The 15,584-nt window shown below is 71.9% G+C and carries 11 protein-coding genes and 1 pseudogene; 8 read left to right on the top strand and 4 right to left on the bottom strand.

Going from position 1 to position 15,584, the window contains the following annotated elements; all coding sequences use genetic code 11:
* Both PKE44_RS06390 and PKE44_RS06385 read left to right on the top strand, forming a co-directional pair.
* Positions 1 to 260 (top strand): annotated as a pseudogene (locus tag PKE44_RS06390) (formimidoylglutamate deiminase); the annotation flags it as partial.
* A gap of 7 nt (positions 261 to 267) precedes the next feature.
* Positions 268 to 1,074 (top strand): metallophosphoesterase, encoded by an 807-nt coding sequence (locus tag PKE44_RS06385; protein WP_324549199.1) that lies wholly within the window; start codon positions 268 to 270, stop codon positions 1,072 to 1,074.
* A gap of 33 nt (positions 1,075 to 1,107) precedes the next feature.
* On the opposite strand, the gene PKE44_RS06380 is transcribed toward PKE44_RS06385, so the two are convergent.
* Positions 1,108 to 2,133: a LacI family DNA-binding transcriptional regulator gene (locus PKE44_RS06380; RefSeq protein WP_324549197.1), complete on the bottom strand. Its 1,026-nt coding sequence runs from the start codon at positions 2,131 to 2,133 to the stop codon at positions 1,108 to 1,110.
* A 244-nt stretch (positions 2,134 to 2,377) separates the two neighbouring features.
* Between PKE44_RS06380 and PKE44_RS06375 the strand changes: the two genes are divergently transcribed.
* From PKE44_RS06375 to PKE44_RS06360, 4 genes are all read left to right on the top strand, one after another.
* Entirely contained in the window at positions 2,378 to 2,890 is a 513-nt protein-coding gene (locus PKE44_RS06375) for a gluconokinase (RefSeq protein WP_324549195.1), read from the top strand.
* A 35-nt stretch (positions 2,891 to 2,925) separates the two neighbouring features.
* Positions 2,926 to 3,492: a TRAP transporter small permease gene (locus tag PKE44_RS06370; RefSeq protein ID WP_324549193.1), complete on the top strand. Its 567-nt coding sequence runs from the start codon at positions 2,926 to 2,928 to the stop codon at positions 3,490 to 3,492.
* Entirely contained in the window at positions 3,489 to 4,766 is a 1,278-nt protein-coding gene (locus tag PKE44_RS06365; RefSeq protein ID WP_324549191.1) for a TRAP transporter large permease subunit, read from the top strand. Before PKE44_RS06370 ends, PKE44_RS06365 begins: the two co-directional genes overlap by 4 nt.
* Before the next feature lie 172 nt (positions 4,767 to 4,938).
* Positions 4,939 to 5,940 carry a TRAP transporter substrate-binding protein gene (locus PKE44_RS06360; RefSeq protein WP_324549204.1) on the top strand — a complete coding sequence of 334 codons (1,002 nt, stop codon included), beginning with the start codon at positions 4,939 to 4,941 and terminating at the stop codon, positions 5,938 to 5,940.
* Here the strand turns inward: PKE44_RS06360 and glgC are convergent.
* From glgC to glgB, 3 genes are read right to left on the bottom strand one after another with little or no spacing between them, the layout of a single operon-like run.
* Positions 5,922 to 7,190, bottom strand: coding sequence for a glucose-1-phosphate adenylyltransferase (glgC, locus tag PKE44_RS06355; protein WP_324549189.1), 1,269 nt, complete (start codon positions 7,188 to 7,190; stop codon positions 5,922 to 5,924). The two genes, PKE44_RS06360 and glgC, sit on opposite strands and share 19 nt — an antisense overlap.
* Positions 7,191 to 7,224: 34 nt before the next feature.
* Positions 7,225 to 9,366, bottom strand: coding sequence for a glycogen debranching protein GlgX (glgX, locus tag PKE44_RS06350; protein WP_324549186.1), 2,142 nt, complete (start codon positions 9,364 to 9,366; stop codon positions 7,225 to 7,227).
* A 2-nt stretch (positions 9,367 to 9,368) separates the two neighbouring features.
* Complete coding sequence (glgB, locus tag PKE44_RS06345; RefSeq protein ID WP_324549202.1) at positions 9,369 to 11,561, bottom strand: 1,4-alpha-glucan branching protein GlgB; 2,193 nt, start codon at positions 11,559 to 11,561, stop codon at positions 9,369 to 9,371.
* Between the two features lie 279 nt (positions 11,562 to 11,840).
* Between glgB and PKE44_RS06340 the strand changes: the two genes are divergently transcribed.
* The gene (locus PKE44_RS06340) at positions 11,841 to 15,035 is read left to right on the top strand and encodes a glycoside hydrolase family 15 protein (protein WP_324549184.1); all 3,195 of its coding nucleotides are present in this window, start codon (positions 11,841 to 11,843) and stop codon (positions 15,033 to 15,035) included.
* Positions 15,036 to 15,060: 25 nt separating this feature from the next.
* Positions 15,061 to 15,522, top strand: coding sequence for a Cu(I)-responsive transcriptional regulator (gene cueR, locus PKE44_RS06335; RefSeq protein ID WP_324549182.1), 462 nt, complete (start codon positions 15,061 to 15,063; stop codon positions 15,520 to 15,522).
* Positions 15,523 to 15,584 lie beyond the last annotated feature (62 nt).

Raw genomic sequence — 15,584 nt, 5'->3', positions numbered from 1 at the left:
AATTCCTCGGCCTGCCCTGGGACGAACGCGTCCTGGCGCCGGGCCGGCGCGCCGACTGGGTCGTGCTCGACGGCGCGCAGCCGCTGCTCGCCGGCGCCCACGGCGATGCGATCACCGAGCGCTGGATCTTCGGCGGCGACAGCCGCTTCGTGCGCGACGTGATGGTCGGCGGCCGCTGGTGCGTGCGCGAAGGCCATCACCCGCTCGAAGCGCAGGCCGATGCGGCGTTCGCCTCGGTGATCGCGCGCGTGACGGCCTGAAGCCTCCATGCGCCTGCTGATCCTCAGCGACCTGCACGTCGATGCGCACCGCGCCGCCGCGCGCCACCGCGGCTGCGAGGCCAGTCCCTGGCCGCCGCTGCCGCTCGAAGGCGTCGATGCCGTGCTCTGCGCCGGCGATGTCGCCAACGGCCCCGAAGGGCTGGCGGAGCTGGCGCCGCGCTGCAGGGGCGTGCCGCTGATCGCGGTCGCCGGCAACCACGAGTACTACGCGGGCCCGGCCGACACCGGCGCGGTGCAGGCCCGGCTGCAGGCGCTGAGCGACGCGGGCGTGCTGCACTGGCTGGAGCGGCGCAGCCTGCTGCTCGACGGCCTGCGCATCCTCGGCACGACGCTCTGGACCGACTTCGCGCTGTACGGCGATGCCGGGGCCGGCATGGCCGCCTGCGCGGTGGTCATGCAGGATTTCCGCGGCGCGATCCGTCAGGCCGGCCGCCGGCTGGAGCCGGCCGACACGCTGGCCTGGCACCGGCGCGACCGCGACTGGCTCGCCGCCGAACTCGCCCGGCCGTTTCCCGGCCCGACCGTCGTGCTCACGCACCACGCGCCGCACCCGGACTGCATCGAGCCCTTCTACGCCGGCGATCCGGTATCGACGGGCTTTGCGTCGGACCTGAGTGCGCTGTTCGACGGGCGCATCGCGCTGTGGGTGCACGGGCACTGCCACCGGGCGACGGACTTCCGCATCGGTGGCACGCGCATCGTCTCGAATCCGCGCGGCTATCCGGACGAGCCGGCCGCGCAGACGGGCTTCGAGCCGGGCCGGATCATCGACCTGCCGGCCGCGGCCGGCTGAGGCAGCGCGTGCCCCGGCAGCGGGTGCGGCGCTTCAGGTGCTGTCGCGGGCCTTCAGCTCGAAGCCGAGATCGATCGTCCGCTGCGCCGGCGTGCGCCCGGCCATCAGTTCGGTCAGCAGCCGCGCCGCTTCCTGGCCGATCCCGGTGCGCGGGATGGCGATCGTGGTCAGGCGCGGATGCGTCCACGCCGAGGCCGGCAGGTCGTTGAAGCCGGCCACGGCCAGCCGGCCGGGCACGTCGATGCCGCGGCGCTGGCATTCGAACAGCACGCCGTGCGCGAGATCGTCGTTGCAGCAGAACACCGCATCGCTGTCCGGCGCCTGCGCGAGCAGCCGCTCCAGCATTTCCACGCCGAGGCCGACGCTGGAGGGCTGCGGCGATTCGAGGTCGCGCGCCGGCTCGTAGCAGCCGGCATCCCGCATGACCTGCCGCCAGCCCTCGCGCCGCTGCCGGGTGCGCGGGTCGAGCTGCACGGCGATGAAGGCGATGCGCCGGTAGCCGCGCGCCAGCAGATGCCCGGCCATCGCTGCGCCGGCGGCCTCCTGCCCGCTGCCGACGCTGCAGCAGGCGCCGGTGGCATCGATTTCCATCATGTGCACGACGGGCGCGCCGCTGCCGGCCAGCAGCGCCCGGGTCCGTCCGGTCTGATCGAGTCCGCTGAGCAGGATGCCGTCGGGCCGGTGACCGAGCCAGGCGAGCAGCAGGGCCTCCTCCTCGGCCGGTGAATAGCGGGTGTTGCCGATCAGCATCTGCCAGCCGCGGGGCTGCAGCACGGCCTGGATGGCGGTCAGCGTCTCGACGAACACCGCGTTGCCGAGCGAGGGCACGAGCACGACGACGGTGCCGGAGCGCGCCGAGGCCAGCGAGCGGGCGGCGTGATCCGGCACGTAGCCGAGTTCGGCGATCGCCGCCTGGATGCGGGCACGCAGCGCCGCCGACACCTGCGCCGGGGACTGCAGCGTGCGCGAGACCGAAATGGCGCTGACCCCGGCGCGGGCGGCGACATCGGCGAGGGTGACGCGGCCGCTGGCGCGGCTATGGGGCTTGCGGGGGGGCATGGGGTGTCTCCGGGAAACGCCGGCGTGCACGGGACGGAAGCCGGCAGGGCGGCCCCGTGGCCCTGCGAAGCATTTTGCAGTCCGCAACCATCCGGGCCTTGACCGGCCACGGGATGATAGCGCTAACATAGCGGCAAGCGTCGTGATATCCGTTCCCCCTCCCCCCGACGGCGCCTGCGGACCGCCCGTTTCCCCCAGCGGGGCGGTCCGTTTTTTTTGCCTTTCTGAAGGTGGCGTGACCGGCATGGCGACCAACATCGTGATCATGGGCGTCTGTGGCGCCGGCAAGAGCCTGATCGCCGGACGTCTGGCCGCAGCCCTCGGTCTGCCCCATATCGAAGGCGATGCCTTCCATACCTGCGCCAACATCGCGCGCATGTCCGCCGGCGTGCCGCTGACCGATGCCGAGCGGGTCGAGTGGCTCGACCAGCTCGCCGGCCAGCTCGGGGCCGCGGCACTCGCCGGCAGCGGGGCCGTGCTCAGCTGCTCGGCGCTGAAGCAGTGCTACCGGGAACGCCTGCGCCGCGGCTGCGAAGGCTACGGCCTGCAGTTCGTGTACCTGCGCGGCAGCCGCGAGCAGCTCGCCGAGCGCCTCGCGCACCGGCACGGGCACTTCATGCCGGTCACGCTGCTCGACAGCCAGCTCGCCGATCTGGAGGAACCCCTGCCGGACGAGCGGGCGATCGTCTGCGACATCACCGCCACGCCCGCGCAGATCGTCGCCGGGATCGTCGACCGGCTCTCGGCGCAGGCCTGATGCGACGGCCCTGCCGGACGGATTCTTCCCGACTCATGAAAACCCTGTGCAGCCAGCGCCCCGGTGGCGCCACCGAGGCGCTGATGGTCGTGGCGCTGGCGCTGATGGTGGCGCTGGTGTTCGGCAACGTCGTCGCACGCCACGTGTTCAGCACCGGCTTCGCGGCCGCCGAGGAACTGGCACGGCTGCTGTTCGTGTGGCTCGTGTTCCTCGGCGCGATCGTCGCGCTGCGCGAGCAGCGCCACCTCGGCCTCGACCTGCTGCAGGCGCGGCTGCCGGGGCCGCTGCGGCGGCTCTGTGCGGTGATCAGCCATGCGCTGATGCTCTGGGCGCTGGCGCTGTTCGCCGAAGGCAGCTGGCAGCAGTCGGTGATCGGCCTGCGCACGTACTCGACCGTGCTCGGCTTTCCGCAGCTGCTGGTCGCCGGGGCCGGGCTGGTGTCGGCGCTGGCGATGGCCGGGCTGGTCGCGCGCAATCTGTGGTGGATCCTCGCGCACGATCCGCGCGCCTGCGTGCCGGGTCAGCCGGCGGTAGCCGATGACAGCGACAGCGACAGCGACAGCGACAGCGACGCACACGGACGCACCGGGACCGGGCAATGACGCTGCTGCTGTTCCTTGCCGTGCTGTTCGGCGCGCTGGCCCTCGGCATGCCGATCGCGTTCGCGCTGATCCTCGGCGGTGCCGCGCTGATGCTGCAGCTCGAAGTCTTCGATGCGCAGCTCGTCGCGCAGAACCTGATTGCCGGCGTCGACAGCTATCCGCTGATGGCCGTGCCGTTCTTCATCCTCGCCGGCGAGCTGATGAATGCCGGGGGCCTGTCGCGGCGCATCGTCGCGCTGGCGATCGCCGGCGTCGGCCACGTGCGCGGCGGCCTCGGCTACGTCGTGATCGCCACCGCCATGCTGCTCGCGAGCCTGTCGGGCTCGGCGATCGCCGATACCGCGGCGCTCACGACGCTGCTGCTGCCGATGATGCGCGCGCACGGTTATCCGCTCGCCGGCTCGGCCGGGCTGATCGCGGCCGGCGGCATCATCGCGCCGATCATTCCGCCGAGCCTGCCGTTCATCCTGTACGGCGTCAGCACCAGCACCTCGATCAGCAGCCTGTTCCTCGCCGGCATCGTGCCGGGGCTGCTGATGGGCGTGGTGCTGGTGCTGGTCTGGCGCCGGCGGCTCGCCGGCTTCGGGTGTATTCCGCAGCCGCCGGCGCCGGCGCGCGAGCGGCGCCGGGCGCTGCTGGAGGCCGGCTGGGCGCTGCTGCTGCCGGTGCTGATCCTCGGCGGCCTGCGCGGCGGCTGGTTCACGCCGACCGAAGCGGCGGTGGTCGCGGCGGTGTACGCGCTCGTGGCCGGCTGCGTGCTGTACCGCGAGCTCGACCGGGGGGCGCTGTACTCGGCCTTCGTGCGCAGCGCCCGCACGACCGGCGTCGTGATGTTCCTGTGCGCGGCGGCGACCGTGTCCTCGTACATGATCACGCTCGCCGAACTGCCCGGGCAGCTCGCCGGGCCGCTGGCGCCGCTGCTCGCGCATCCGCGGCTGCTGATGGCGGTGATCGTCGGGCTGCTGCTGCTGGTCGGCATGGTCATGGACCTGACGCCGAGCATCCTGATCCTCGCGCCGGTGCTGCTGCCGCTGGCGCGCAGCGCCGGCATCGACCCGGTGTACTTCGGCGTGATGTTCGTGCTGGTCGGCTCGATCGGCCTGATCACGCCGCCGGTCGGCACGGTGCTGAACGTCGTCGGCGGTGTCGGCGGCGTGCCGATGCTGCAGACCGTGCGCGGCGTGCTGCCCTACGTCGGCGCCTACTGCGCGCTGCTCGGGCTGTTCGTGCTGTTTCCGGGGCTGATCACGGCACCGCTGCAGTGGCTGCGCTGAACGCGCACGGCTGGACAAGCCGTAACACTCGCGACATCGGCTCTGTGGCCTGATTCGTCCTCCCGACAGAGCCGGCGGCATGCATCGCCGGCCATCCCGCTGGAGACGAGAGGCGCAGCACATGAACATTCCCCGGATTGCGCGACTGCTGGCGATCGCCTGGCTCGCAGCCATGCCGGTCCTGCCGTTCACGGCCGCGGCCGACGTGAAGCCGCGGCTGATCCGCTTCGGCTACGGTCTGGCCGAGGACAGCAACCAGGGCCGTGCGGCCCGCTTCTTCGCTGAGGAAGTCGGCCGGCTGTCCGGCGGCCGGCTGCGGGTGCGGACCTTCGGTGGCGCGAGCCTCGGCACCGACATCCAGATGCAGAACGCGCTGATCGGCGGCGCACAGGAGATGATGGTCGGCTCGACCGCGACGCTGGTCGGCATCGTGCGCGACTTCGGCGTCTTCGACCTGCCCTTCCTGTTCGACGACGAGCGCATCGCCGATGCCGTGCTCGACGGGCCGTTCGGCACGCGCCTGCTCGACACGCTGCCGGCGCAGGGGCTGATCGGGCTCGTGTACTGGGAGAACGGCTTTCGCAGCGTCACCAACACCCGCCGGCCGATCGAGCGCCTCGAAGACCTGCACGGCCTGAAGCTGCGGGTGATGCAGAACCCCGTCTACCTCGACTTCTTCGGCCGCACCGGCGCCAACCCCGTGCCGCTGCCGTTCTCGGAGCTGTTCACGGCGCTTGAGACGCGCGCCGTCGACGGGCAGGAGAACCCGGTCAACACCATCCGCTCCTCGCGCTTCTACGAGGTGCAGAAGTACCTGAGCCTGACCCGGCACGTGTACAGCCCGTGGATCCTGCTGGTCAGCCGCCTGTGGTGGGACAAGCTGTCCGGGGACGAACGGGCGCTGCTGCGCGAGGCGGCGGTGGCGGCGCGCGACTTCGAGCGGCGCGACAGCCGCGCCGAGGCCGGGCAGGCGCTCGCGCAGCTGCAGGCGCAGGGCATGCTCGTCAACACGCCATCGACCGCCGAGCTCGAACGCCTGCGCGCCGCGGTCGCGCCGGTCGTCGAGGCCTGGGCGGCGCAGGCGAGTCCGGGGCTGGTCGCGCAGCTTCGCCAGGCGATCGACGCGGCCCGCGCGGCGCAGGAGCCGCAGGCCGCTCAGGGCACCCGGCCCTGACCGAGCATCTCCTTGGTCACCAGCACGATGCCGCGCTGCGTGACGCGGAACTGTTTCGCGTCCTGCGTCAGGTCCTCGCCGATCACCATGCCTTCCGGAATCGTGCAGCCGCGGTCGATGACGGCGCGGCGGATGCGCGCGCCCGGCGAGATCACGACATCGGGCAGGATCACCGCGTCCTCGACCAGCGCGTGATCCATGACGCGCACGTTCGAGAACAGCACCGAATGGCGCACGGTGGCCCCGGAGATCAGGCAGCCGCCCGAGACCAGCGAGTTCGGCGCGCTGCCGGTACGCCCGGGCTCCTCGAACACGAACTTCGCCGGCGGCAGCTGCGACTGGTAGGTCAGGATCGGCCAGTGATGGTCGTAGAGGTTCAGCTCCGGCTGGATCGCGGCAAGCTCGATGTTCGCCTCCCAGAACGCATCGACGGTGCCGACATCGCGCCAGTAGCCGAGGCGGCCGGTGGCCGGGTCGCGGAACAGGTAGGCGTGCACGTGGTGGTCGCGGATGATCGCCGGGATCACGTCCTTGCCGAAGTCGTGCGAGGAGTTCGGGTCCTTGGCGTCCTCGATCAGCTTCTCGAACAGGAACTCGGTGTTGAACACGTAGTTGCCCATCGAGCCGAGCGCGACATCGGTGCGTCCCGGCATCGGGTCGGCCTGTTGCGGCTTCTCGTTGAAGGCGGTGACGCGGCTCGCGGCATCGACGCTGATGATGCCGAAGCTCGATGCCTCCGCCAGCGGAATCTCGATGCACGAGACGGTCATCGCCGCGCCGGATTCGACGTGCGCGGCGATCATCGGGCCGTAGTCCATCTTGTAGATGTGATCGCCCGAGAGCACGAGGATGTAGCTCGGATCGCGCACGCGCAGGATGTCGAGGTTCTGGTAGATCGCATCGGCGGTGCCGGCGTACCAGTCGTCCGAGGTGCGCTGCGAGGCCGGCAGGATCTCGATGCCGCCGCCGAGCTCGCGCGACAGCACGCTGCCCCAGCCGGCGATCAGGTGGCGGATCAGCGAATGCGCCTTGTACTGGGTCAGCACGCCGATGCGCTGGATGCCGGAGTTCACGCAGTTCGACAGCGGGAAGTCGATGATCCGGAACTTGCCGCCGAAGTACACGGCCGGCTTGGCGCGCCATTGTGTCAGCTCGTACAGGCGTGTCCCGCGGCCGCCGGCGAGCACGAGCGCCATGGTTTCGCGCGTGAGCCGGCTGACGTAGCGCGGGGTGGCAGTCTGGTTTTCCATGACGGGCCCTCGATTGCGTGGAAGCGGATGACGGTCAGCCGGGCTTGCGGGCACGGCCCGGTACCGGCGGGGAATCGCTGGAGGCAGGTGCGGTGCCCGCCGGCACGCGGCTCAGCACGCGCAGCGAGCGCGCCGGCAGGGCATGCACGACGGCGGCCGGCCCCGGCGCCGCCTCGAAGGCACTGCTGTCGAATGCGACCTGCCAGCCGTCGCCGGCGTTCGCCGGCAGCCGGAAATCCATGGCCGGGCCGGCGTTGAGCAGCACGATCAGCTCGCGGCCGTCGGTGCCGTGCAGCCAGAGACCGAGGCAGCGGCCGTGCGGGTCTTCCCAGGCCGGAATGCTCATGTCGCCGCCGTGCGGCCCGAGCCAGCGCAGTTCATCCGGAGCGGGGCGCGCATCCTCGCCATGCACGCCGTGCAGCCAGCAGCGGCTGCGCAGCACGGCGAATTCGCGCCGCAGCGCCGTCAGCCGGCGCACGGCGGCCGTGAAGCCGGCTTCGGTTTCGAGGCGGCTCCAGTCCAGCCAGCAGAGGGCGTTGTCCTGGCAGTAGCCGTTGTTGTTGCCGGCCTGGCTCTGGCCGAACTCGTCGCCGGCGAGCAGCATCGGCACGCCCTGCGCGAGCAGCAGGCTCGCGAGCAGGTTCAGGCGCGTGCGCCGGCGGGCGGCGAGGAGGGCGCCATCCGCGGTGTCGCCCTCGACGCCGTGGTTGTCGGAATGGTTGTCGCCGTGGCCGTCGCGGTTGTCCTCGCCGTTGGCGTGGTTGTGGCGCTCGCGGTAGCAGGTCAGATCGGCGAGCGTGAAGCCGTCGTGGCTGGTGACGAAGTTGATGCCGGCCTGCGGGCCGCGCCGGCCGAAGGCCTCGGCCGAACCGTGCAGGCGCGCGGCGAGTTCCGGCAGCACGCCGGCATCGGCGCGCCAGAAGCGGCGCAGCGTGTCGCGGCAGCGGTCGTTCCATTCGTGCCAGCCGGGCGGGAAGCCTCCGAGCCGGTAGCCGCCCGGGCCGATGTCCCAGGGCTCGGCGATGTGCTTGAGGCGCGACAGCAGCGGGTCCTGCGCGAGCACGTCGAGCAGGCCGGCTCCGGGCGCGAACTCATCGCCGCCGGGACGGGTCTCGCGCCCGAGCACCGTCGCCAGGTCGAAGCGGAAGCCGTCGACGCCGTAGCTCGTCGCCCAGTGGCGCAGGCTGTCGGCGATCAGGCGGATCACCGGCGGGCTGGAGGCATCGAGCGTGTTGCCGCAGCCGGTGTGATTGACGTAGAGCCGCGGCTGCCCGGCGTGCAGCCGGTAATAGGCGGCGTTGTCGAGGCCGCGCCAGCAGATCGTCGGCCCGCATTCGTCGCTTTCGGCGGTGTGGTTGTAGACGACATCGAGGATCACCTCGATGCCGGCCTCGTGCAGGCGGCGCACCAGCGCGCGCAGCGATGCCGCCGTGCCGTAATCGGCGTGCGGGGCGAAGAAGCCGAAGCTGTTGTAGCCCCAGTAATTGCGGAGATTGCGCCGCAGCAGCGCGCGCTCGTGCGTGAACGCGTGCACCGGCAGCAGCTCGACGGCGCTGACGCCGAGCGCCTTCAGCCAGTCGACGATGGCCGGCTGCGCCATGCCCTCGAAGCGCCCGCGTGCGGCTTCGGGAATGCCCGGATGGCGGATCGTGAAGCCGCGCACGTGGGTCTCGTACAGCAGCGTGTCGGCCCAGGCGGTGTGCGGGCGGGCGGTGCAGCCGGCGGCATCCTCCGCCGGATCGGTGACGATGCACTTCGGCAGCCACGGCGCGCTGTCGCGCAGGTCGAAGCTGCGGTCATCGCCGCTTTCGGCGATGTAGCCGCAGTGCTCGTCGCGCAGGATCAGCGGCCGGTCGAAGGCGCGCGCGTACGGATCGAGCAGCAGCTTGTGCGCGTTGCAGCGCAAGCCGGCGTCCGGGCGATAGGGGCCGTAAACGCGGTAGCCGTAGCGCGCGCCGATGCCGAGCTTCGGCACGAAGCCGTGCCAGATGCCGTCGCCCGGGCCGGCGAGGCGCCAGCGTGCGGTTTCGTGCTCGCCGTGCGCATCGAACAGGCAGAGTTCCACGGCCTCGGCGACGCCCGAGTACAGCGCGAAGTTCACGCCGCCGGCGGTGACGGTGGCGCCAAGCGGCCACGGCCGGCCGGCTTCCGGCACGGGCTGCGCACGCGCCGCCATGCTCAGCCGGCCTCCGGCACGAACCACGCGCAGGCGAGCGGCGGCACCGTGATCACCAGCGACTGCGCCTCGCCGTGCATCGGCACGGCTTCGGTTTCGAGGCGGCCGGGGTTGCACTGGCCGCTGCCGGCGTATTCGGGCGCATCGCTGTTCAGCACCTCGCGCCAGCCGCCGCCGAGCGGCACGCCGACGCGCCAGCCGAAGTGCGTCTGCGGCGTGAAGTTCGCGACGACCAGCAGCGGCGGCTGCGCCGGCGCGCGCCGGAGCCAGACGTAGACCGACTGCGCGGCGTTGTCGGCGCTCAGCCACGCGAAGCCGTCCGGGTCGTGGTCGTGCGCGTGCAGCGCCGGCAGCGCGCGGTACAGCCGGTTCAGCTCGCGCACGAGGCGCTGCACGCCGGCGTGCCAGTGGATGTCGAGCAGGTGCCAGTCGAGGCTGCGCTCGTGGCTCCATTCGCGGCCCTGCGCGAACTCGCCGCCCATGAACAGCAGCTTCTTGCCCGGATGCGCCCACATGAAGCCGAAATAGGCGCGCAGGTTCGCGAACTGCTGCCAGGCATCGCCGGGCATGCGCGCGATCAGCGAGCCCTTGCCGTGCACGACCTCGTCGTGCGACAGCGGCAGCACGAAGTTCTCGCTGAAGGCGTAGACGAGGCCGAAGGTCATCTCGTGGTGGTGGTGGCTGCGATGCACGGGATCGCGTCCGAGGTAGGCCAGCGTGTCGTGCATCCAGCCCATGTTCCACTTGTAGCCGAAGCCGAGGCCGCCGGCGTGCACCGGCTGCGAGACGCCGGGCCACGCGGTCGATTCCTCGGCGACGGTCGCGGCATCGGCGTGGCGCGCGTACAGCTCGGTGTTCAGGCGCTGCAGGAAGCCGACGGCTTCGAGGTTCTCGCGCCCGCCGAGCGCGTTCGGCAGCCACTCGCCGTCGCGGCGCGAGTAGTCGAGATACAGCATCGAGGCGACGGCATCGACGCGCAGGCCGTCGAGGTGGTAGCGCTGCAGCCAGAACAGCGCGTTGGCGATCAGGAAGTTCGCGACCTCGTGACGGCCGAGGTTGTAGATCAGCGTGTTCCAGTCCGGATGAAAGCCCAGGCGCGGGTCCTCGTGCTCGTAGAGCGCCGTGCCGTCGAAGCGCGCGAGGCCGTGCGCATCGGCCGGGAAGTGCGCCGGCACCCAGTCGAGCAGCACGCCGATGCCGGCCTGATGCAGGCGGTCGACGAAATACTGGAAGTCCGCCGGGCTGCCGTGGCGGCAGGTCGGCGCGTACAGGCCGAGCGGCTGGTAGCCCCAGGAGCCGTCGAACGGATGCTCGGTGACGGGCAGCAGCTCGACGTGCGTGAAGCCGAGATCATTCAGGTAGGGCGCCAGCGCATCGGCGAGCTCGCGGTAGCCGAGCGGCCGGTCCGGGTCGTCGGGACTGCGCCGCCACGAGCCCAGGTGCAGCTCGTAGATGCTGACCGGCGCGTCGCGGGCGATGCGCGCGGCCCGCGTCGCCATCCAGTCGCCATCGTTCCAGGCGTGGTGATCGAGGCGGGCGACGCGCGAGGCGGTATCGGGCCGCAGTTCGGCGGCGTAGCCGCAGGGATCGGCCTTCAGCGGCAGCGGCGTGCCGTCCGGGCCGAGCAGCTCGTACTTGTACAGCACTCCTTCGGCGAGGCCGGGGATGAACAGCTCCCAGCAGCCGCTGCCCGGGTGGAAGCGCATCGGGTGCCGGCGGCCGTCCCAGCGGTTGAAGTCGCCGACCACCGACACGCGCCGCGCATTCGGTGCCCAGACCGCGAAGCGCACGCCGTCGCTGCCGGCGAGCCTCAGGCAGTGCGCGCCGAGCGCCTCGAACGCCCGCCAGTGCCGGCCCTCGCCGAGCAGGTGCAGGTCGAGTTCGCCGAGGCTGCTGGCGTGGCGGTAGGGGTCGTCGAGTTCGACGACGGTGCCGGCGTAGCGCACGCGCAGCCGGTACGCGAAGGGGTTCTTCCGGCGCGCCACGGAGCCTGCGAACAGGCCGGCGGCGTCGATGCGTTCGAGCGTCGCGACGCGCCGGCCGCTCGCGGCATCGAGCACCTCGACCGATTCCGCGTCGGGCTGGAAGCTGCGGACCACGACTCCGGCCCCGGCCTCGACGTGCATGCCGAGCACCGCGAACGGATCGGCCTTCGGGTACGGATCGGGCCACAGGCCGGTGACGATGGCCTGCACGATGTCCGGGGACGGCGCAACACTCATCGGGCAAATCCTCTGCGGCGGGGAAGGGGCCGGGGCATGGAAAGGGCGTGGTGCGCTGCGCAAACGCAGTCTGACAGGTCGCATCCGGGATGCGATTGCATATGACAAAATGCATTTCGCAGAGCGCGGGCGCGGGCGCGATGACGGCCGTCAATGCCTGCAGGCAGGCTTGGCCTCGTGCGCGCCCCCCGGCATGCTGAACGACCAGCGGCCGCCGGCCCGCGTTCCCGTCGCCGACCCCGGAGTCCACGCTTGAATCCCAGCGCCCGCACCCCCGACGCCGTCCGCCTCGGCGAACTCTGCGCGCAGATCGAAACCGTGATGCTCGCGCGCCAGGACCCGGTCACCGGCCTGCTGCCGGCGAGCACCGCCGTCACCGTGCACGGCGACTACACCGACGCCTGGGTGCGCGACAACGTCTATTCGATCCTGTGCGTGTGGGGCTGCGGCCTGGCGCTGCGCCGCCACCGCGGCGGCGATCCGCGCGCCTACCGCTTCGAGCAGGGCGCGGTGAAGACGATGCGCGGCCTGCTGACCGCGATGATGAAGCAGGCGCACAAGGTCGAGCGCTTCAAGCACACGCTGGCGCCGATCGACGCGCTGCACGCGAAGTACGGCAGCCGCACCGGCGAGCCGGTGGTCGCCGATGACGGCTGGGGCCATCTGCAGATCGACGCGACCTCGGTGTTCCTGCTGATGCTGGTGCAGATGATCGCCTCGGGCCTGCGCGTCGTGTATTCGCTCGACGAGGTCGACTTCGTGCAGGCGCTCGCGCACTACATCGCACGCGCCTACCGCACGCCGGACTACGGCATCTGGGAGCGCGGCGACAAGATCAACACCGGCGACCCGGAGATCAACGCCAGCTCGGTCGGCATGGCCAAGGCCGCGCTGGAGGCGCTGCGCGGCTTCGACCTGTTCGGCGCCGAGGGCGGTCCGGCCTCGGTGATCCACGTGTCCTCCGACGACATCGCGCGCATGCGCAACCTGCTCGAAGCCACGCTGCCGCGCGAGTCGCGCTCGAAGGAGGTCGATGCGGCGCTGCTGAGCGTCATCGGCTTTCCGGCCTGGGCGGTCGAGGACGCCGAGCTGGTCGAGCGCACCCGCCACGAGGTCGTCGCCAAGCTGCAGGGCCGCTACGGCTGCAAGCGCTTCCTGCGCGACGGGCACCAGACCGTGCTGGAGGACCACACGCGCCTGCACTACGAGAGCGGCGAGCTGGCGCGCTTCGAGCGCATCGAGTCCGAATGGCCGCTGTTCTTCACCTACCTGATGCTCGACGGCCTGATGCGCGGGCGCGACGGTCAGGCGCACGAATACCGCGAGCGCCTGGCGCCGCTGCTGGTCGATCGCGGCGCCGGGCCGCTGCTGCCGGAGCTGTACCTGGTGCCGGAAAAATCCGTCGCCGCCGAGAAGGCGCGGCCCGGCTCGCAGCCGCGGCTGCCGAACGCCAACGTGCCGCTGTACTGGGCGCAGAGCCTGTACTGGCTGGCGCTGCTGATCGACGAGGGCTGGCTGCATCCCGGCGACATCGACCCGCTGAACCGCCGCCACCGCATCGGCCGGCGGCGCGAATGCACGGTGCAGGTGGCGCTGATCGCCGACACGGCGGCGGTCGAGACCGCGCTGCTCGATGCCGGCGTGCGCGCGCAGACGCCCGAGGCCGTGCTGCCGGTGCGCGTGCGTCAGGCGAGCGAGCTGGTCGAGGCCATGACCAACGTCGGGCGCAACGCGGCGCTCGGTCTCTCCGGCCGGCCGCGGCGCGGCGTCGGCACGCTGGTCACCTGCCAGGTGTTCACGATCGGCGGCGAGACGGTCGTGTTCCTGCCGCAGTTCCTCGAACGCCAGGACTTCTACCTGAACCTCAGCAACCGCGTGCTGATCAGCCGCTGCAAGGCCGAGTTCGCGCACGTGCGCCGGCACTGGGACCAGGCCGGCCAGCCGGTGTTCGCGCTGCGCCTGACCGCGCGCATGCTCGCCACCGACGGCGCCGGGGAGCTGCTCGACTTCCTGCGCGCGCTCTGCGCCGGCAGCTGCGAGGGCCTGCCGGTGCGCGTGCGCCCGTTGTCGGAGCTGATCGCCACCGCCGGGCGCAAGCGCTTCGACCGCCTGCGCGACTACCACTTCGAGTTCGCGCCGCTCGAACAGGAGCGCAGCGCCGGCAACCTGCTCGACATCGACCCGGCCGCCGCCCGCGAACTCGACGCCGCCGACCTGCAGCGGCTCGAAGACCTGCCGCCGCCGGCGGTGCCGGTGCGCCTTGCCGCGACGCGCAACCTGCACGAGGTCATCGCGCTGCTGGAGATCGCCGCCCGGCGCGACGGCATCGACGCGCCGCTGCCGGACGGGCGCAGCGTGCGCGCCTGTCTGGAGGCCGCGTACGCGCTCGCCGCCGAGGCCGGCCACTGGGGGCTGCTGCGCCGCTGCGCCGGGCTGCTCGACAAGCACGATCCGAAGCTTGAGGACGCGGTCGCCAACATCGTCGCGCACCGCAAGCAGATCGCGCTCGGGCGCGGCTACAGCGATGGCTCGGTGGTCAGCACCGCGCTCGGCAACCGCGAGATCGTCGCCTGCCTGCGCCAGTACGCCGGCGACGATCCGGCCGGGCGCATGCTGGTGCAGGAAGTCGTGCTCGCGGTCGAGACGCTGCTGAAGACCGACCCGGCGGTGTTCCGCGACACGATGACGATCCGCGCCTGGCCGCTGGTGCTGCTCGTCGTCGGCGATTACGCCTGGGAGCACCGGCTGTCGCAGCCCGAGGCCTTCCGGCGCGTGCAGACGCTCGGACCGTGGGCGTTCATGGGGCGCGTGCAGGCCGTGGTGCGCGGCGACAATCCGGTCAGCCGGCTGGCGCGGCTCGAATCGCTGCGCCGCGACGACGCCGCGCACGGCCTGGCCGTGCCCGACCCGCAGGAGGACGCCGGAGCCGAGGCCGTCGTCGACTGGCTGGCCTGGCGCCGGCGCCACGGCGTGCTGACGCAGCTGTCGGCGCACTTCTACGAGCAGGTCTGGGCCGTGCTCGCGCACTGCGAGGGGCTGGTGCTCGGCGAGCGCCTCGACATCGGCAACTGCCTCGACAGCGCGCGGCTGCGCGCCGACATGACCGCGGCCGAGACCAACTTCGCGCTGACCGTCAACCGCCTGCTCGACAAGATCCAGTCGCCCGAGTACCGCCAGCTCAACATCGAGGCGCTCGCGGCGCTCGCGCACCTCTGCAGCGCCAACCCCGGCCTGCACGTCGCCGGCCACATCGTCATCGACGTGCTGACCGGTCACGCCGTGCGCCTGCACTGGCTGCAGCAGCATCCCGATCACGCCGGCCACTACGAAGCCTTCCGCGCCGAGGCCTGGAGCGCGCTGTACGCGAGTCCGCCGGCCGAGGTCGAATCGGCGCTGATCGGCGCCTTCGCCCACCTGCTCGGCGAAGCGCGTCCGGCAGCGGCCTGACGCCGCCCGCCGGGAGCCGTCCGCGATGAACATCGGTGCCGCCGCCCGCGCCTCGGGCGTCTCCGAACGCATGATCCGCCACTACGAGAAGCTCGGCCTGCTCGCCCCGGCCGCGCGCACGGCGGCGGGCTACCGCACCTACACGGCCGGGGATGTGCATGTGCTGCGCTTCGTGCGCCGCGCGCGCGATCTCGGCTTCCCGGTGGCGGACATCGCCCGGCTGCTCGCGCTGTGGCAGGACCGCTCGCGCGCCAGCGCCGAGGTCAAGCGCCTCGCTGCCGGCCACATCGCCGAACTCGACGCGCGCATCGCGTCGCTGAGCGCGATGCGCGACGCGCTGGCGCGCCTCGCCGCTGCCTGCTGCGGCGACGCGCGCCCGGACTGCCCGATCCTCGACGAACTCGCCGGCGACACGCCGCTGCCGCAGCCACGGCCGCCTGAAGACCCCGGCCCGGTGACGAGGACTCCGGGCTCGCGCCGGCGCTGATCCCGGGTCCGGGCGGTGCGTCAGCCGGTCCTGACCAGCTGCCGGCGCAGCTGCGTCTCGAT

This window comes from Plasticicumulans sp. (assembly GCF_035331805.1).
GTDB lineage: Bacteria > Pseudomonadota > Gammaproteobacteria > Competibacterales > Competibacteraceae > Plasticicumulans.
This window is presented reverse-complemented; position numbering and strand designations above follow the sequence as displayed.